Genomic DNA, 18,046 nt, shown 5'->3' on the forward strand with positions numbered 1-18,046 from the left:
TTTTTCCATCTTGTCATATATGGCTGATTTCAGCAAAAATGAATCTTTCTTTCGACAAATTCCACCACAATTCACTCTGTGGATAACTTTATCAACATTACTTTTCCCGTCAAATCAAATTATTCGTCCGAAATAAACAGTTTATTAACAAGTTATATACAACCAATTGTTAATAACTTACAACTTGTCCAACCCCTTCTTTCATGGTAAAGTATTAATAACTTCAAGACAGACATTCATTCCTTAAAAATGTATTGATGGGAAACTTCCAATACAGGAGGAGCAGCCTTATGGAACATTTATCGGACGAATTGTTAATAGAATCCTATCACAAAGCGAATGAACTGAATTTGAGCAATGAATTCATTCATTTAATAGAAGCGGAAATTCAAAGAAGATCGCTAACTCACGAAATTAAATACTCCAGCTGATGCTTCCGTTTTCTGTTTGAGTTAAATGGATGATTTACTGAAAATTGTCAAACTCTTGTCATGTTTTCTCATGGCAGGGGTTTTTTATTTTCGCTAAAATAAGATTATGTATGCTTTTTGTCTGCCCATCATCCGCCGTTGAATGCATTTAGTTGAATATTACCCCTTGTTCTGATTAAAATGAAAGATAAGTATGCGTTTATCCCGCCATGATATCAGTTTAACTATCAAATGATTAACCTTCCCCTGTGAATGAGATCAACTAAAGGAGGACCATTAATACATGCTATTCGCAGTTTTATTACCACTTGTCTTGACACTTCTTATTCCTTTCTTGAGTAAGTTTAAAGATAAAGTCCACACAGGAATATTTGTCTTTTTTATACCTCTAGGAATATTCATTTTTTTTGTCCGGTTTATTGGAGAAGGTTTTTCTCCGGAACTGGAAAGCTATCCTTGGATTCCTTCCTTGGGCATTTCGCTAGATTTTTATCTGGATGGGCTTAGTTTATTATTTGTGCTTTTGATCAGTGGAATTGGTGCCTTGGTCACCTTTTATTCCATCTTTTATTTACATAAATCAGAAAAACTGGCTCACTTTTATGTGTACCTTTTGCTATTCATGACCGCAATGCTCGGAGTCGTATTATCCGATAATGTGTATCTTCTGTATACATTTTGGGAATTGACTTCCATTTCATCCTTTTTATTGATTGGATACTGGAACCATCGTGAATGCTCCAGGTATGGGGCTATGAAATCAATGCTGATTACCGTCTTCGGAGGTTTGAGCATGCTCGGTGCCTTCATGCTTTTGCATGTCATAACTGGCGTCACAAGTGTACAGCAGATGATCGGAAGTGTGGATTTGATTCTTTCGAGTGACTATCTGCCGTTGATAATGACCTTGCTTTTACTGGGGGCTTTCACCAAATCGGCTCAATTTCCTTTCCATATTTGGCTGCCGGACGCCATGGAGGCACCGACCCCTGTCAGTGCTTATCTCCACTCTGCTACGATGGTGAAAGCGGGCATTTTTCTGGTCGCCCGATTCTCTCCAATCTTCCACGGGTATGAATGGTTTTTCATTGTGGTAAGCGGAATCGGCATTATCACACTATGCTGGGCTTCTTACATGGCTGTCAGACAGACAGATTTGAAAGGCATTCTTGCTTTCTCGACAGTCAGTCAGTTAGGTATGATCATGGCCATGCTTGGTTTTGGCACCGAGGCTGCTGTTTTTGCTGCTGTTTTTCACATATTGAATCATGCCACTTTCAAAGGAAGTTTGTTTATGATCGCCGGCATCATCGATCACGAATCCGGAACACGGGATATACGCAAACTGGGCGGGTTGATGACATTGATGCCTATTTCTGCAACACTTGCCCTGTTCGCGGCATTGTCAATGGCAGGTGTGCCACTTCCATTTCTCAATGGATTTTACAGTAAGGAATTATTTTTTGAAAACTCCCTTCATATCGGAGATACCACATTGTGGATAGCTTCCTTTTTAAAACAGGCGATACCTTATCTTGCAGTGTTTGGGAGTATCTTTACATTTGTTTATTCAATGTATTTCTTGTTCGGCACATTTACCGGCAAACAGAAACTCGAGCAGTTGCCAAAAAAACCGCATGAGGCACCGATTGGCATGCTGATTGCCCCTGCGATTCTTGTCTTCGGGGTTATCTTCATCGGCCTGTTTCCAAACCTGTTCAATGAGACATTTCTCGCCCATGCCGCCGAAGCAATCAGCGGGGAAGACACTCATGAACATATCGTGTACTGGCACGGATTGAAACCAGCATTCTACATGTCTTTGATTGTTGTAGCCTTTGGTACCCTGCTATATCTATTCCGGAAAAAGTGGTGGAGTATATACAGGGCCATTCCAGGCAGTCTGAGCTTTAATAGGGTTTATAATGGCATTTTGAAAGGATTGGATGTCTACACCGCTAAATTGACAAAAGGTTATATGAATGGATCATTGCGTAGATATACTGCACTGATTGTTTCGACTATTATCATTGTGACTGGACTGGTCATGGCCGGGACGAATGGTTTCACCTTTAAAACAGACGACCTGGCACCTGTCACAATCCCGGAAATCCTTGTGGGAATCATGGTGATAGCTGGTGCAGTCGGTACCATTCTTGCCAAAAACAATGTAGCTGCCATTATCATTCTCGGCGTATCAGGATATGGGCAGGCACTGTTGTTCGTCTTTTACAGGGCACCCGACCTGGCGTTGACCCAATTGGTAATTGAAACGATTACCGTAGCTTTGCTGTTGTTATGTTTCCATCATTTGCCACAATTGAGCCGCAGGACGGAAGGTGCCGGCTTCCGGCTGACAAATGCAGTCATTGCAGTAGGCTTTGGTACATTGATGACTTTGATCGGCATATCGGCACACAGCAGCAAATGGTTCACTGCGATTTCCGACTACTTCCTGGAAACTTCACATGATTTAGGCGGTGGAGACAACGTAGTAAATGTGATTCTCGTTGACATGCGTGGATTAGATACATTGTTTGAGATTACTGTCCTAGGTATCGCCGCGTTCAGCATTTACAGCTTGATAAAGCTGCGCAGCAAGGAGGGAGAATAAATTGGAAATTATCATGTCGGTGGTAGCCGGAATTTTATTTGCAGCAGGCATTTATAATTTGCTGCAAAAACAGCTGCTTCGAATAGTGATCGGTACCGTTATTCTTTCCAACGGAGCTCACTTGTTCATTCTTACAATGGGAAAGTTGAAAAGAGGGGCTCCGCCTGTGTTGGAATATGGAGTAAGTGAGTACGCAGATCCACTTCCTCAGGCCTTGATTTTGACCTCCATTGTCATCAGTTTCGGTCTGACCAGTCTTCTGCTGGTGCTTTCCTACCGGGCGGCACAAGAGAACAGTACAGATAATATGGAAAAATTGAGGGGTAACCATGATGAGTAACTTAGCAGTACTTCCGATCATCATCCCGCTGGTTTCCGGGATTTTGTTAGCATTCTTTCATACAAAAACACCGTTCGTACGCCATGCAGCAAAACTGCTGTCTGTGATTAGTACAGGCGTCGCTGCATATGTTTTTTATTATGTATTGCAGAACGGTACCGTCACATTGGAGACTGGAGGCTGGGAAGCCCCTTATGGCATCGTACTAGTCGCCGACCTGTTGGCGGTCACATTAGTTTTGACGACCAACATCATCGGTCTGGCCTGCATTTTTTATGCACCGCATTCCCTGACAGAGCAGAAGGAAAAGTTCTACTTTTACACGTTTTTCTTCCTTCTTATCACTGGCGTGTCAGGTGCATTCCTGACTGGTGACTTGTTTAACCTTTTTGTCTTTTTTGAAGTCCTCTTGATGGCTTCCTATGCTTTGATCACTTTAGGAGGAGAAAAAGTACAGCTTCGTGAATCGATCAAGTATGTGCTGGTGAATTTGTTTTCTTCGATTGTTTTTGTCACCACCGTCGCTTTTCTCTACTCTGTTTTAGGAACTGTCAATATGGCGCAAATGGCTGAAAGGGTCCAAGAAGTAGAGCAACAGGGGATTTTGACGACAATCGGTATCTTGCTGTTTTTCGTATTTGCGACAAAAGCAGCATTGTTCCCGCTCTATTATTGGCTGCCTAAGCCTTATACGGTTCCCAATCCGGTCGTATCTGCAATGTTTGCGGCCCTACTGACAAAGGTTGGCGTTTACTCGATCATCCGAATGTTCACGTTAGTCTTTGTCCATAAGATGGAAGTGACACATGAACTATTTATTTGGATAGCGGGATTCACGTTGGTTTTTGGGGCAATCGGTGCTTTGTCGACGAATAACATCAAACTGGTTATCGCATACAACATAATTCCTGCTGTCGGTTTCATGGTGATGGGTGTCGGAATCTATAATCAAACGGCGCTAAGTGGATCAGTTTACTATATGATTAGTGACATGATTATCAAAGCCGCCTTATTTTTGTTGGCGGGTGCAGTCGCCCACGTTGTCGGCACCCCGGATTTACGAAAAATGAAGGGATTGATTCATCAATTGCCTCTTCTTGGCTGGCTGTTGTTCATATCTGCATTTGTTCTGGCCGGAGTCCCGCCATTCAGCGGGTTCATTGGCAAATTAATGATCATGCAGGGCGGCTTTGCTGATGGAGAGATAGCCATTGTTATTATTGGTTTATTGTCCAGCCTGTTGATATTGTATTCGATAATGAAAATATTTGTCAGAGGGTTCTGGGGAGAAAAAGATGAAAGCATCACGATCGATAAAAAAACCGTCACCGCACTGACTTGGCCGGTCGCTTTCCTGGTATTTTTCACCGTATTGCTCGGAATCGGAGCGGAAATGTTTTACCCGGTCGTTGATGATATCTCGAATCAATTAATGAATCCGGAAATTTATATCGATTCTGTTTTTAAGGAGTAAACCTATATGCCTTTTCAGATTTTATTAAACATTTTGATCGCGGTAATGTGGATGTTCATGAGTGAAAGCTACACATTCTCGACATTTTTTGGAGGGTATTTGATCGGTATCCTGCTTTTGCTGGTCTTGCAGCGCTTTATCCCTGACGCTTTTTATATGAAACGCGTGGTTAAAGTGATAAGGTTGATGCTTTTGTTTACTAAAGAGCTGATTCTTTCCAACCTGCAGATCGTCAAGCTGGTTTACAAACCAAAACTCGACATCACACCGGGTATCTTCGCATTGCCGACAGAACTGAAAAGTGATTGGGAAATCACGCTGCTTGCAAATCTGATTTCCCTCACTCCAGGAACCCTGTCGATAGCTGTTTCGGACGATAACAGTTTGATTTACATTCATGCGATGCATATAGACGATACCCAGGAATCCATTCAGGAAATCAAGGACAGCTTCGAAAAAGCGATAATGGAGGTGACCAGATAATATGACATCAACTGATTTTTACTATATTACAGAGATTGTCACGTATATATGTTTAGTTGCAACCTCCATTTCCCTGATTCTTTTAATGATCCGCGCGATTAAAGGACCGACAAATCCAGATCGGGCGGTAGCACTGGACGCGATTGGGATCAATTTAATGGCTCTGGTAGGTTTGATTGCCATATTGCTTGTCACCACAAAATTGAATGATATTGTATTGTTGATTGGTATTTTATTGTTTATAGGAACGATTGCATTAGCAAAATTCATAGAAAAGGGTGTTATCATTGACAGGGACGAGCGTTGATATCTTCATGGATATTCTGATTTCGGTATGCCTGCTGGTTGGTACATTCTTCATTTTTTCAACATCCATCGGGTTGCTGCGCTTCCCTGATGTCTATACAAGGATGCATGCAGCTACAAAAGCATCCACCCTGGGTATAGCCGGAATCATGATTGGAGCTTTCCTGTTTCTATATGTCGAACATGACATATTAAGCGGAAAGTTGATCTTAGGTTTGTTGTTTGTACTTTTGACTGTTCCGGTATCAGGTCATATGATTTCCAGGGCGGCCCACCGCAGCGGCGTAATTCCCTGGGGTGACAAAGTACGAGATGATTATACAGAAGCAATCAGAGCAAAAGAAAATCCAGATCATATGAAATAGTGTAAAGACAAAATACTCAAAGTTATGAAGAAATCATCAGCAGTAAATAAGATGCTGATGATTTTTTCGTTTACCCAATTTCCAACAAAGCCTCGTTCTCCTGATTCGCCATAAATAGAAACTACGACATGGTTAGAATTTGTCTTTCTTACTTCTTACATTCGCTGAGTGGGAGTTCGGCGCTGCGAAAATACCATGCGCTTTCCGCGGGCGGCTGGTGAGCTTCCTCGAGCGACGCTCTGCGGGATCTCCCCGAGGCCTTTCTTCCCGCAGGAGTCTCCGGGTATTTTCTTCGCTAGGAACAGCTTTCTGTTTAGAAACGCGTGTACTCAAAATTTTTTATTCATAATACTCCATGCACCGTATCATCAAAAGACATAGTAGGAAAACAAGCAGAAAGTCCAAGAACAGGAGAAAAGACGGGAATTACAACTGTCTTTTATGAAAAGAAGTACACATTTCCTCCAAGGAAAAAGTCTACGCTTTCTTTAATCAGCCTCCTCCTTAGCGCAGGTAGCATACGCAGACTCCTGCGGGAACAGCGCGAGCTGAAGATCCACTTGGTAAAGCGCTTTTCTTTACCAAGTTAGCTGAAGCCGTGCCCGCGGAAAGCGAAGTATGCTACCGAAGCGGTGGGTAACACACTTTTTGAATAGGCAATGGAATTTTCCTTTATAGTTAGTTCGCAGTTTATAGCTATTGTGCAGTAGTCACTCTTCGCTTTTTCATTGCAGGGTTATTCCATGAATTTTCCTGTAGAACGATGTCGCTTAACTGCATATTAGATAAACATGCCCCTGAATTGCTTTGGGAGCATGTTTGAGAATACCCTCTTTTTACCCTGCATGGACTCAGAAGCAGATTAATAAATGTTTCACCGGCAGACAGGCACAATTTCCCTTCACCGCACATAGAGTGAAGATATAGGCTATAGCCCACTCTGACGGAGGTGCTTGTTTTTGTCGGGTATATTAAGTGCGTTGGCATATCTCATCAAAGAAACACTGTTCTTTGTATCCTATGTTAAAAATCATGCTTTTCCCCAGCCCCTTTCCGCAAAAGAAGAAGCATTATATATTGAAAAGATGCAAGAAGGCGACCAGCACGCCAGGGATATGTTGATCGAACATAATTTACGCTTGGTCGCGCACATAGTGAAAAAATTTGAAAATACCGGAGAAGATACGGAAGATTTGATTTCGATCGGGACAATCGGATTGATCAAAGGAATTGAAAGCTTTTCAGTCGGAAAAGGAACAAAGTTGGCCACTTATGCGGCAAGATGTATTGAAAACGAAATACTTATGCATTTACGGGCGTTGAAGAAAACCAAAAAAGATGTTTCTCTCCATGATCCCATCGGCCAAGACAAAGAGGGAAACGAAATCAGTTTGATTGATATTTTAGAAGCAGAAAACGAAGATTTAATAGAATACATCCAATTAAACATGGAAGTGGAAAAAATCAAAGAGTATCTTGGCATACTGGATGAAAGAGAAAAAGAAGTAGTCATCAACCGTTACGGGCTTAATAATACCAAAGAATTAACACAGCGCGAAATTGCCAAAAAGCTGAAAATTTCCCGCAGTTATGTTTCAAGAATCGAAAAACGTGCCCTAATGAAGGTTTTTCATGAGTATTACCGCCAGGAAAGAGGAACCTGATACTCAAAAGGATGTTAAAACATATCGTCCTTCTGCATAGATAAAGACTTTCTTTCCCAGAGCGAAAAAGCAGCTTTCGATGTAGAAAGCTTTCATAATGCATGAAAAAACCGCATGGCGTTCCATGACCTTCAAGTCGTCAAATACCATGCGGTTTGTATTATTCCATTAAACTATTTAACTGTCGTTGCCATTTTTTCAGCAAAACAGCAATCCATCCAGCCGAGGCTACGGTAACTACCAATATCGCCGGCAAAAGACCGCCCCTATTCATCGGCTCTAGATAATAATTGATAATCATCCCTAAATAGAAAAAAGCACTAAGCATCAACAGTGTTACCAAGAAACGGCCAAAATCTTCAATCCGCTCCTCGATAATTTTAGCTTCCTGTTGCTTCATAAGTTTTTCCTCCTTCCTATTCAAGCAAAGCGATTCTATTTGTACTATAACATAGAATTACAGTTTGCCAGGAAGGTAATTCATGGAAAAACTCAAATGTTTTCTACTATCTCGATGATCAAATTTGCCGCATTTGCAGCTGCTTTCTCTAAAAAAGCATCAAAAGACACGGAGGATTCCTTTCCTGCAATGTCCGATAAGGCGCGAATGACTACAAAAGGAACCTGATAATTGTATGAAACTTGGGCTATCGCAGCTGCTTCCATTTCTGCCGCAATCATTTCAGGAAATTTCCCCCTCGCAAATGCTACACGTTCTTCATCTTGCATGAAGGAGTCACTGGTAGCAATCAATCCTTTTTTCGCCTGAAGATCGTTCAATCCATTTGCTGCCTGCAGCGCTAATTCTACCAATCGTTCGTCCGCCTCATATTTAGGTGGCATTCCTGGAACCTGCCCATACTCATAATCGAACGCTGTAACATCGACATCATGGTGGGTGACGGAAGTTGAAATGACGAGATCCCCTACTTCCAGTTCCTCATCAAACCCACCTGCTGATCCAGTATTGATTACATGGGAGGGCGCAAATCTTTCGTGCAAAATTGTCGCAGCCATCGCGGCATTTACTTTTCCTATTCCCGATTGAAGTAAAACGACTTCACGGTTTTCGAGGGTACCCTTCACAAACGTACACCCTGCTACTTTAACGGTATCGAGGACGTCCATTTTATCCTTCAAGATTTGCACTTCTTCATCCATTGCTCCGATAATGGCAATCGTCATAGTCTGATTCCTCCTGTAAACTTGGTCTGATCATTGTTCAAAACGGTATTTTTGATCATTTTCTTTTAACACTTCCACCTTGGTTGGTTTCCAGCCCTCGTTATCCACCCAGGTAAGGTACGTCCGGTATGTTTCCGTCTCGTCACTGTCAGAAACGGTCGCAATAACTTGTTGTTGGGCACTTCCTCTTTCGACCCACCAGACAATTCGATCACTGCTTGGCAAATCCGTCGCCAATTCGATGGCTTCCATCATTTCTTCCCAGTCCTCGGTGCCTTTTTCGAACGTTGTCTCATGGGTTCCTTGCTGGTCAGTACCCACCGGTTTCCAATCAGCAGTGTAAGCCTCTTTTACATTACTGTCTCCGCTCGAGTCAACTGTTTCTTTTTCTGCTTCTTGCTCCGTCTCATTTCCATTCGTATCGCTACCTTCTTCTTCGGTTACGTCCGAGTCAGGCTCTTCGACTTCCGGCGCATTTTCATTTTCGCTGTTTCCATTCTCATCCGCTTCGGTAGTAGAATCATTTTCTTCCTCAGGTGAAGCTTCTTGGTTTTCATTGTTGTTTGCGGAATTATCTTCATCCCCACCGCCGAACAGAAAAAAACCAATCAAAACAAGGATCAGTATTCCTCCGGCAATCAAAAGGAAAGTTATCGCTTTTGTGCTTTTTCTTCTTTTCTCAAAACGATTCACCCTTGATGGTGAATGAAAATCGTCTGACATGAAAGTACCTCCTTTTCCATCTATCTGCTATTATACTATGGTATTTTGAATTGGACAAAATCATTCTAAACTGGGCGCCGGATTATTTTTGTCGAACTTCTTCTACTTTTGGCATATAGGAAGGAGTCCTTGCATAAACATCTAACTAATAAAACAGCGAGTTCAGAAGGGGATGATGCTATTGAAAATTACCAAGTTCGATCAGCAGCTTTGGGGGATAACCACCTTCAATGAAGTCGGTTATGATAAAGAACACAATCTGTTTTCCATTTTCTTTTTTGATGGCACAGAGGTTCAATTTGCTGAAGTGGAAGAGTTGGTCGTCTTCGAGTTCCTGATTTCCCTGAAAAAGGAGGATTTTATCAAAAAAGTGTTTCTTCCTTACTATCCTTGCAAGCATAGAACAGAACTTTCAGAGTTGCGGTGAACAAGTTCTTTATAAGGATATGGACTCCGTTCTTATCGACTTAAATAAATTCAACAATGACAGAGTTTTAGAGCTATCCAAACCACTCATCAGCAGTTTTCTCCACTGAAGAGTGGTTTGTTTGGATAGGAAGGATGAACAACATGTATTCTCCTACAGGTGATATGTGTAAGTGATCCACCGTCTTCAGGTAGAACCAAAGAATTTTGGTTCTCTGTCAAATGTGGTGGGGTGGTTTTTCACTCCCCCCTCTCTTTATTGAAAGGATCACTCCAAAAAATAGCTATTTATTCCGCAGGAGTGTCGCTTAGTTCCTCTGTTCTACGCTATTTCTCTCTATAACGTCTTTTTTACCGCTTGCTTAATCGCGCCGCATGCAGTATAGAGCCGGATTTTTTGGTCCAACTAACCATAACAAGAAAAAACCGAACGAAATCGAATGCTTAGGCATTCGCAACATCGCACGGTTTTTCTTCGATTACTTTGTTTTTGTTTCTATCACATTCTCAGCCTTAATCAACGCTAAGGATTTCAACTTCCATATCTCCACCAGGTGTCGGGACGGTTACCTTTTCGCCTATTTCACGTCCTATCAGTGATTTTGCAATTGGTGAATCGTTCGAAATTTTCCCTTCGAACGGATCTGCTTCCGCACTGCCGACAATTTGATAACTTTCCTCGTCACCATCAGGAAGCTCTTTAAATGTAACAGATTTTCCTAAATTGACTACGTTAGGGTTTTCATTATCGTTTTCGATGATTACGGCATTCCGAATCATGTTTTCCACCGTAGCGATACGGGATTCTACAAAAGCCTGCTCATCCTTGGCAGCATCGTACTCCGAGTTCTCGGATAGATCTCCGAATCCTCTGGCTATTTTTATTCTTTCCACAACTTCCTGTCTTTTTTCCGTTTTAAGGTATTCCAGTTCATCTTCTAATTTCTGCTTGCCCTCATTGGTCATATAAAAACTTTTTTCTGCGGCCATTTGACACACTCCTTTGATTCCAACAATAATATCAAATTCCCGATCATTCCAAGTCTTCTTTTATCCAAGGTATATATAGTTTATATAATATACAACAAAAACATGATAAATGAAATGGGTGAAGGTTCACATTGCTGGTCACCAACTTGGTAATCGGGGCGGGACAAAACCTTGTCCTTTTATAAAAATGAGCAGCACAATCGTGCGCTCAAGGTTTTGTTCCCGTTTTCAGTTTTGACTATATCCAATACTATGGCAGATTTTATCTAATTTTTCAATAGTTTTTACTTATGGACGGAAAATTTTACCGGTTCAGAATGGTTTGTATTTTAGTAGCCATCAAATCAATAGCTACATGGTTTTGTCCACCCTCCGGGATAATGATGTCTGCATATCGTTTTGTCGGTTCGACAAACTGCAGATGCATGGGACGGACTACATTGATGTATTGGTCAATAACAGAATCGATGGTGCGCCCGCGTTCCTTGATATCCCGAAGCAACCGCCTGATAATTCTAACGTCTGCATCCGTATCAACAAATACTTTAATATCCATTAAATCGAGCAGGCGTTGATCTTCCAAAATCAAAATTCCTTCTAAAATAATCACATCTTTGGGCTCGACACGTATCACTTCCTCTGAGCGGGTATGACGAGTATAGTCATAAACAGGTTTGTTGACAGGTTTCTGTTCCAGCAGTGTGTTCACATGTTCTATCAATAAATCGTTATCGAAAGCCAATGGATGGTCATAGTTGGTGCTCAAACGTTCTTCATAGGGAAGATGACTTTGATCTTTATAGTAATAATCCTGTTCAATGACCAATATGGTCTTATCTGTAAAACGCTGGCTGATTGATCTCGTTACAGAGGTTTTTCCAGAACCGCTTCCCCCTGCAACGCCAATTACTACTGGTTTGTTCGACATGCTACCTAGCTCTCCTTTTTTTCCTTTCATCTTCTAACACTGACAGCGATTCCGTCTCCAACCGGAATAATCGTTGTATAATAGTCGGGATGATTGACAAGCCATTCGTTATAAGTGCGTATTTTCCCTGCAATCTTGTTGAGCCTGTCCTTTTGATCTGATTCTGCAGCAACCAGTCCTCTGAATAATACGTTATCAGAAACGATGATCGCATCCTCGTTCAACTGCTTGCTGTAAATTTCAAAAAAACGCTGATACTGACCCTTGGCTGCATCAATAAAAAGCAGATCATAGGGCCCGTTCTTTTCTACCCGTTCAACTTCTTCCAATGCATCTCCAAAAAACGCCTGGATCTGATTTTGTTGATTTCGAGCTTCAATATTATTTATTGCTTCCTGATATCGCTGGTCATCCCTCTCGATTGTCGTAATGTGCGCCGCAGGGTGAGCTTCCAGCATTCTGAGCGCAGAGTAACCGATAGCCGTCCCGATTTCAAGTATTTTATCAGGCTTATGAATACGGATCAATTGCATCAACAACTGGATGCCTAGCGGTTCCATTATTGGTATGCGATGCTCATGTGCATATGTCTCAAGTTCTGCAGCCCATTTTGGTACGGCTGGGACAGTTCCTGTTAAATATTGCTCCAACTGATCGTCCACTTTTGCAACCTCCGTCGTTTTCCTTATGTCAAAATACAACTTTTTATAAATAAGATTCTTCAAAAAATGCTTATTAAATCTTTCAACATTTTTTACAACCATATTATTTTAACACAAAAAAAGCAGGGAATGCGAATTTTTCATTCGTTCCCTGCTGCTTCCCTGTGTAAATATTTTTGCGTCAGCTGCTGGTGTTCTTCAAAGGTTTCCGAGTAATAAATCGTCCCATCTTCTGCCGCAACGAAGTACATATAATCGGTATCCTCCGGATTGAGAACCGACTGTAGTGAATTTTCACCGAAGTTTGAAATCGGTCCTATCGGCAGTCCGGATACTTGATAGGTATTATATGGCGATTCGACCTCAAGGTCTTCGAACAACACTCTTGATTTGTGTTCCCCCAAGGCGTAAAGCACGGTCGGATCAGTCTGTAGCCTCATATCTTCAGCCATCCGGTTGAAAAACACTCCTGCTATCATCTTTCGATCTTTCTCCGTTTGCGCCTCTTTTTCCACTAGAGATGCCATTGTCAGTGCTTCATGAACAGATCCAATATTATCGTTGGCTGAAATGGAATCCATATATGGCGTCAAAACGTTTTCTGTCTTTCGCAGCATTTTGTCGATAATCTTTTCCGGTGTAGGATTTTCTACGTAAAAGTCGTAGGTAGCAGCAAATAAGTAGCCTTCCAATGGATATCTTATTTCCGGATCCAATATCTCCTCCGACAATAGCATTGGATGTTGAGCAATCAGGTTTTCTAAGTATTCGGCATCTTCTGTTTTGGAAATAAATGCGTCTGGATCTATGCCTGCTTTTTCAGCATAAATAGAAGCTATTTCTTCAATTGTTTTTCCTTCTGGTATGGTGATTGTCAGAATAGGATCCTTGACAAGCGTACCTGTCTGCAATGACTCCACAATCTGGTCAAAGCTCATCGACGGCGAGAACTCGTATTCTCCGGCTTGAAATTCTGCTACATTGTTGAATTTTATATAAAAGCGGAATACAAGGCTGTTGCTGATGATGCCATTTTCTTCTAGAATCCCGGCGATTTGGGAAGTAGAAGAACCTAACGGTATTTCTACATCTGTGGTCGTATCATCATCCGGATCTACAGGTTCCATGGCAGACTTAACGTATAAATATCCGGCAATAGAGCCGATTACCATTATCAATAGTAAACAGGACAAGACTATAGCGACGATTTTCCTGACGGTGCTTGCTTCTTCCATTCGCTGTTTCCAACGTACGGAAAACTTTGTCTCTTTATCAGAAGTAGACATACGAAACCCCCTTCACCGGATACATTATACTACAAACAACGACAACATTTCTAATTATTATGTATTTTGTTCCCGTTTTCAAGGATTACACGGTCCCGATCATCCGCTAAACCGAGTAACCAAGGACCCGTGTGTTAATCCACAAAGAGGGTGTGTTGTAGTGAAATTTCCATTCCACAGGCAAATACCCGAGCCTCCCCGCCTCCATATTCCACATCATCACAGAGACACCGCACCTACTTTGAGAGCCTAAGTTCCCTGACAGTTAAAAAAAGCCTATTATCGGTTGAGATCGATAATAGGCTCTTCATTCATCCAATGCGAATGCTTATTCTGTTTCTTCTTCCGTCAGGGTATTAAGCATTTCCTCGACCATTTCCCATTCTTCCTCTGACTCGATTTGAAATAAAGACAAGTCATCTTCATCCTGGGATTTTTCTTCATAGCGGAAGGCAAACACCTCGACTTCATCGTCGTCTTTCTGTTCAGCAGGAACGACAGCAATATAAGAACTGTCTGTCTGGTCTACATCAAAGGTGAACAGTACTTCAAATAGATGCTCTTCTCCATTTTCGTCAGGAATGATAATTCTTTCTTTTTCTTCTAATGCCATTTTCTGCACCTCCGTAAGTTATTCGTTCATTTGTTAGCGTCCAGATAACCTTGCAAAATCATGACGGCAGCCATTTTATCAATTACCTTTTTTCGCTTTTTGCGGCTCATATCGGCTTCTAAAAGAACCCGCTCCGCAGCCATGGTAGTCAACCTTTCATCCCATAAAACGGTCCGGAGTGAAAAGCGGTCCTCGAGATACTTGGCAAACGCTTGAGAAGCTTCTCCCCGCTCCCCGATTGTTCCGTTCATATTTTTAGGCAGGCCGACTACTGCTTCTTCAATATTATATTCAGAGATAATTCTTTCTATTTCGGAATCTGCTGTCGAATAATCCTTTTCATCCCATTTAATGGTCGTGATACCCTGGGCTGTCCAGCCAAGGGCATCACTGACAGCAACTCCGATTGTTTTTTCGCCAACATCAAAACCAATTTTTTTCATTACTACTCCTTATGGTTGTTCAAATAGGACTTGACCAGTTCTTCAATCAACTCATCCCGTTCTATTTTTCTAATTAGGTTCCTTGCATCTTTGTGCCGGGGAATATACGCCGGATCACCGGACAACAAGTACCCGACAATTTGATTGATTGGATTATAACCTTTTTCCCGCAAAGCTTCATGCACGGTTAAGAGCACTTCTTTCACATTTTCTTCGAATGGTTCTTCGGGAAAATTAAATTTCATTGTTTTATCCATAGATCCCATTAGTTTACCCCCGATTTCAAATTTTAACGTATATTGACAATCGACCACAATTCGTTACACACCATTATATACCTAAATAGTGTACAAGAAAAACTAGGAGTTTTCCTTGATGTACGTTTCAGCGTATTGTAGTGCCTCTGGAAGCTGGTCAGGATTTTTGCCACCCGCTTGTGCCATATCCGGACGTCCGCCTCCGCCTCCGCCACAGCGCTGGGCCGTTTCTTTGATCAATTTCCCTGCATGATAACCTTGTTCAACAAGATCCTTCGAAACTCCTGCCGCAAGTTGGACTTTTCCGTCGGAAACCGCACCCAACAGGATAATACCAGAACCTGCCTTTTGTTTGAGCTCGTCGACCATATTGCGCAGCTGGTTCATATCCTGGACATCAACCTGCCGGGCCAAAAGCTTCACTCCGTCGACTTCTTGAATATGATCCAGTACCGAAGATGCTTCCAAATTGGAAAGCTTGGCACTTAAAGATTCCTTTTCTCTTTGAAGTTCCTTCATGTCATTAAACAGGACGTCAATTCGTTCCGGCACATTCTCTGGAGTTGTCTTGAGCATATCTGCTGCCTTCCTCAACACCGTCTGTCTATCGTTTAAATACTGATAAGCTGCTTTTCCAGTGCTGGCTTCAATCCTTCGGGTTCCAGCACCGATCCCCGACTCCGCCGTTACCTTGAACAACCCGATTTCTGCAGTGTTCACGACATGGCAGCCTCCGCATAATTCAATGCTGTAGTCGCCGACCTGGACAACACGTACGATATCGCCGTACTTTTCTCCGAATAAGGCCATGGCTCCCATGTTCTTGGCTTCTTCAATTGGATGATAATCAATTGCAACCTGTACAGATTCCCATATTTTTTCATTGACAAGTTGTTCGACACGGTCCAGTTCCTCTCGCGATATAGAACCGAAATGTGAAAAATCAAACCGAAGTCTGTCTGTTGTCACCAATGATCCGGCTTGATTGACATGTTCTCCTAACACATCTTTCAGTGCCTGGTGCAGCAAATGGGTTGCTGTATGGTTTTTGACGATTTCCGAACGGGATTGTTGATCGACCGTAGCCTTTACCTGGTCTCCTTTTTGCAATCGGCCTTCCTTCACCAGGACACGGTGCAGGTTCTGTCCCTGTGGAGCTTTCTGAACATCTTCTACAGAAAGGGTAGCTTGATCGGTATGAATCCATCCTCTGTCGGCAACCTGCCCGCCGCTTTCCGCATAGAAAGGAGTTTCTTTCAAGAAAAGATAAGCCTCTTCCCCTGCTTCCACTGTATCAACCAGCTGTTTGTCTTTAATGATTGCCAAAACAGTGGTTTGCGCTTCCAGCTCTTCATAACCGGTAAACGTGCTTTCTACTTCCACTTCACCGGCAACGCCTTCCTGGACATGCATGGAATCAACCTTTTGCCTGGCTTGACGGGCCCTTTCCCGCTGTTTGTCCATCTCCTGTTCGAATCCTTCCTCATCCATGGTGAAACCCGCTTCGCTTATATATTCATCGGTGAGTTCCTTCGGAAAACCATAGGTATCGTACAAACGGAATACCTCTTCACCAGGAAAGACATTACTTCCCTTTTGTTTTTCTTTTTCCATAATTTCCGATAAAATTGCCAAACCTTCACTTAAGGTTTCATGGAACCGTTCCTCTTCTGTCTTCACCACATTCTCAATAAAAGACTTTTTCTTCCGAACCTCTTCATAAAATTCTCCCATGATATCACTGACCGATTCCACCAGCTGGTACATGAACGGTCGATCGATTCCGATCTGTTTGGCGTAACGGACCGCCCGCCGCAAAAGTCTTCTCAATACATAACCACGTCCTTCATTCGAAGGAAGTGCGCCGTCGCTGACAGCAAATGTTACCGTGCGGATATGGTCGGCAATCACTTTGAATGCTACGTCGCCTGTTTCTGTATCCCCATAGTTCACACCAGCCAGTTGTTCGGCACGTTTTATCAGCGGCATGAACAAATCGGTTTCAAAATTAGTCGGGGTATCCTGGATGACACACACCATCCGTTCCAAGCCCATTCCAGTATCGATGTTTTTCTTTGGAAGCGGCGTATAAGTGTGATCAGGATTATGATTAAATTGAGAAAAAACCAAGTTCCAGATTTCCAGATAGCGTTCATTTTCTCCACCTGGATACAGTTCCGGGTCCTCTGGGTCATTGCCGTATTTTTCGCCTCGGTCGTAGAATATTTCCGTGTTCGGCCCGCTCGGCCCTTCACCGATATCCCAAAAGTTTTCCTCCAGACGGATTATCCTCTCTTCGGGAAGTCCGATTTTATCCCGCCAAATCCGGAAAGCTTCGTCATCTTCTGGATGCACGGTGACAGATAGTTTATCTTTTTCGAAACCTATCCAATCACTACTGGTAAGAAACTCCCAAGCCCATTCAATCGCTTCTTCTTTAAAATAATCACCAATCGAAAAGTTCCCCAACATTTCAAAGAAAGTGTGATGACGTGCTGTCTTTCCCACATTTTCGATGTCATTTGTCCGAATCGCTTTCTGGGCGTTGACCAATCGGGGATTATCTGGAATCACTCTTCCATCAAAGTATTTTTTCAACGTTGCCACACCACTGTTTATCCAAAGCAGTGTCGGGTCTTCTTTAGGCACTAAGGAAGCACTTGGTTCCACCCGGTGCCCTTTCTCTTTAAAGAAATCTAAATACATCTGCCGAACCTCTGCTGAAGTTAAATGCTTCATAGGTTTTTACCTCCATTTACTTTGACTTATTTTACAAAGGAATGCTTATTGCCCCCTTTTTCAAAAGCAGGATGTACTTCCCGATAAGGCAAAAAAAGCCCCCGTTCCTGCCTGAAA

20 protein-coding genes and 1 other annotated feature (1 of these 21 cut by a window edge) are annotated in these 18,046 nt (G+C 42.4%); of the genes, 9 read left to right on the top strand and 11 right to left on the bottom strand.

Annotation, left to right across the window (positions count from 1 at the left end):
- The first annotated feature begins 290 nt into the window (after window positions 1-290).
- The 8 genes from sda (at window position 291) to sigK (ending at window position 7,677) form a co-directional block, all read left to right on the top strand.
- Window positions 291-431, top strand: coding sequence for a sporulation histidine kinase inhibitor Sda (gene sda, locus ABVF09_RS05075; RefSeq protein ID WP_026569877.1), 141 nt, complete (start codon window positions 291-293; stop codon window positions 429-431).
- Between the two features lie 283 nt (window positions 432-714).
- Window positions 715-3,045 carry a Na+/H+ antiporter subunit A gene (locus ABVF09_RS05080; RefSeq protein WP_371068720.1) on the top strand — a complete coding sequence of 777 codons (2,331 nt, stop codon included), beginning with the start codon at window positions 715-717 and terminating at the stop codon, window positions 3,043-3,045.
- Between the two features lies 1 nt (window position 3,046).
- Window positions 3,047-3,385: a Na(+)/H(+) antiporter subunit C gene (locus tag ABVF09_RS05085; RefSeq protein ID WP_371068721.1), complete on the top strand. Its 339-nt coding sequence runs from the start codon at window positions 3,047-3,049 to the stop codon at window positions 3,383-3,385.
- A complete protein-coding gene (locus tag ABVF09_RS05090) occupies window positions 3,378-4,859 on the top strand; it encodes a Na+/H+ antiporter subunit D (RefSeq protein ID WP_026569874.1) in 1,482 nt (493 codons plus the stop codon). The genes ABVF09_RS05085 and ABVF09_RS05090 overlap by 8 nt, the downstream gene beginning before the upstream one ends.
- 6 nt (window positions 4,860-4,865) lie before the next feature.
- On the top strand, window positions 4,866-5,342 hold the full coding sequence (locus ABVF09_RS05095) for a Na+/H+ antiporter subunit E (RefSeq protein ID WP_026569873.1): 477 nt from the start codon (window positions 4,866-4,868) through the stop codon (window positions 5,340-5,342).
- A gap of 85 nt (window positions 5,343-5,427) precedes the next feature.
- Window positions 5,428-5,649 carry a monovalent cation/H+ antiporter complex subunit F gene (locus ABVF09_RS05100; protein ID WP_371068787.1) on the top strand — a complete coding sequence of 74 codons (222 nt, stop codon included), beginning with the start codon at window positions 5,428-5,430 and terminating at the stop codon, window positions 5,647-5,649.
- Entirely contained in the window at window positions 5,630-6,013 is a 384-nt protein-coding gene (gene mnhG / locus ABVF09_RS05105) for a monovalent cation/H(+) antiporter subunit G (RefSeq protein ID WP_026569871.1), read from the top strand. The genes ABVF09_RS05100 and mnhG overlap by 20 nt, the downstream gene beginning before the upstream one ends.
- Before the next feature lie 959 nt (window positions 6,014-6,972).
- Window positions 6,973-7,677: an RNA polymerase sporulation sigma factor SigK gene (sigK, locus tag ABVF09_RS05110; RefSeq protein ID WP_026569870.1), complete on the top strand. Its 705-nt coding sequence runs from the start codon at window positions 6,973-6,975 to the stop codon at window positions 7,675-7,677.
- Window positions 7,678-7,837: 160 nt separating this feature from the next.
- Here the strand turns inward: sigK and ABVF09_RS05115 are convergent, their stop codons facing one another.
- From ABVF09_RS05115 to ABVF09_RS05125, 3 genes are all read right to left on the bottom strand, one after another.
- Window positions 7,838-8,077, bottom strand: a complete 240-nt coding sequence (locus tag ABVF09_RS05115; RefSeq protein WP_026569869.1) for a YrhC family protein — start codon at window positions 8,075-8,077, stop codon at window positions 7,838-7,840.
- A gap of 92 nt (window positions 8,078-8,169) precedes the next feature.
- The gene (gene mtnN / locus ABVF09_RS05120) at window positions 8,170-8,862 is read right to left on the bottom strand and encodes a 5'-methylthioadenosine/S-adenosylhomocysteine nucleosidase (protein ID WP_371068722.1); all 693 of its coding nucleotides are present in this window, start codon (window positions 8,860-8,862) and stop codon (window positions 8,170-8,172) included.
- A 30-nt stretch (window positions 8,863-8,892) separates the two neighbouring features.
- Window positions 8,893-9,585, bottom strand: a complete 693-nt coding sequence (locus ABVF09_RS05125) for a DUF1510 family protein (protein WP_371068723.1) — start codon at window positions 9,583-9,585, stop codon at window positions 8,893-8,895.
- A gap of 181 nt (window positions 9,586-9,766) precedes the next feature.
- On the opposite strand from ABVF09_RS05125, the gene ABVF09_RS05130 reads away from it, so the two are divergent.
- The gene (locus ABVF09_RS05130) at window positions 9,767-10,012 is read left to right on the top strand and encodes a KTSC domain-containing protein (RefSeq protein ID WP_161993099.1); all 246 of its coding nucleotides are present in this window, start codon (window positions 9,767-9,769) and stop codon (window positions 10,010-10,012) included.
- A gap of 512 nt (window positions 10,013-10,524) precedes the next feature.
- Here ABVF09_RS05130 and greA read toward each other — a convergent pair.
- The 8 genes from greA to alaS form a co-directional block, all read right to left on the bottom strand.
- Window positions 10,525-11,001 carry a transcription elongation factor GreA gene (gene greA, locus ABVF09_RS05135; RefSeq protein ID WP_026569866.1) on the bottom strand — a complete coding sequence of 159 codons (477 nt, stop codon included), beginning with the start codon at window positions 10,999-11,001 and terminating at the stop codon, window positions 10,525-10,527.
- 304 nt (window positions 11,002-11,305) lie between these two features.
- The gene (gene udk / locus ABVF09_RS05140; protein ID WP_026569865.1) at window positions 11,306-11,929 is read right to left on the bottom strand and encodes a uridine kinase; all 624 of its coding nucleotides are present in this window, start codon (window positions 11,927-11,929) and stop codon (window positions 11,306-11,308) included.
- Between the two features lie 26 nt (window positions 11,930-11,955).
- Window positions 11,956-12,591 (bottom strand): O-methyltransferase, encoded by a 636-nt coding sequence (locus ABVF09_RS05145; protein ID WP_026569864.1) that lies wholly within the window; start codon window positions 12,589-12,591, stop codon window positions 11,956-11,958.
- Between the two features lie 140 nt (window positions 12,592-12,731).
- The gene (mltG, locus tag ABVF09_RS05150; RefSeq protein ID WP_026569863.1) at window positions 12,732-13,877 is read right to left on the bottom strand and encodes an endolytic transglycosylase MltG; all 1,146 of its coding nucleotides are present in this window, start codon (window positions 13,875-13,877) and stop codon (window positions 12,732-12,734) included.
- Between the two features lie 328 nt (window positions 13,878-14,205).
- Window positions 14,206-14,490 (bottom strand): DUF1292 domain-containing protein, encoded by a 285-nt coding sequence (locus ABVF09_RS05155; RefSeq protein ID WP_026569862.1) that lies wholly within the window; start codon window positions 14,488-14,490, stop codon window positions 14,206-14,208.
- 26 nt (window positions 14,491-14,516) lie between these two features.
- Window positions 14,517-14,933, bottom strand: coding sequence for a Holliday junction resolvase RuvX (gene ruvX, locus ABVF09_RS05160; protein ID WP_026569861.1), 417 nt, complete (start codon window positions 14,931-14,933; stop codon window positions 14,517-14,519).
- Window positions 14,934-14,935: 2 nt separating this feature from the next.
- Window positions 14,936-15,199: an IreB family regulatory phosphoprotein gene (locus tag ABVF09_RS05165; RefSeq protein ID WP_026569860.1), complete on the bottom strand. Its 264-nt coding sequence runs from the start codon at window positions 15,197-15,199 to the stop codon at window positions 14,936-14,938.
- A 93-nt stretch (window positions 15,200-15,292) separates the two neighbouring features.
- Window positions 15,293-17,929, bottom strand: coding sequence for an alanine--tRNA ligase (alaS, locus tag ABVF09_RS05170; RefSeq protein WP_026569859.1), 2,637 nt, complete (start codon window positions 17,927-17,929; stop codon window positions 15,293-15,295).
- A gap of 116 nt (window positions 17,930-18,045) precedes the next feature.
- Window position 18,046 (bottom strand) — a binding site (T-box leader) (it continues 207 nt past the right edge of the window).

Origin of the sequence: Sediminibacillus sp. JSM 1682029 (genome assembly GCF_041366435.1) — a bacterium.
GTDB lineage: Bacteria > Bacillota > Bacilli > Bacillales > Amphibacillaceae > Sediminibacillus > Sediminibacillus terrae.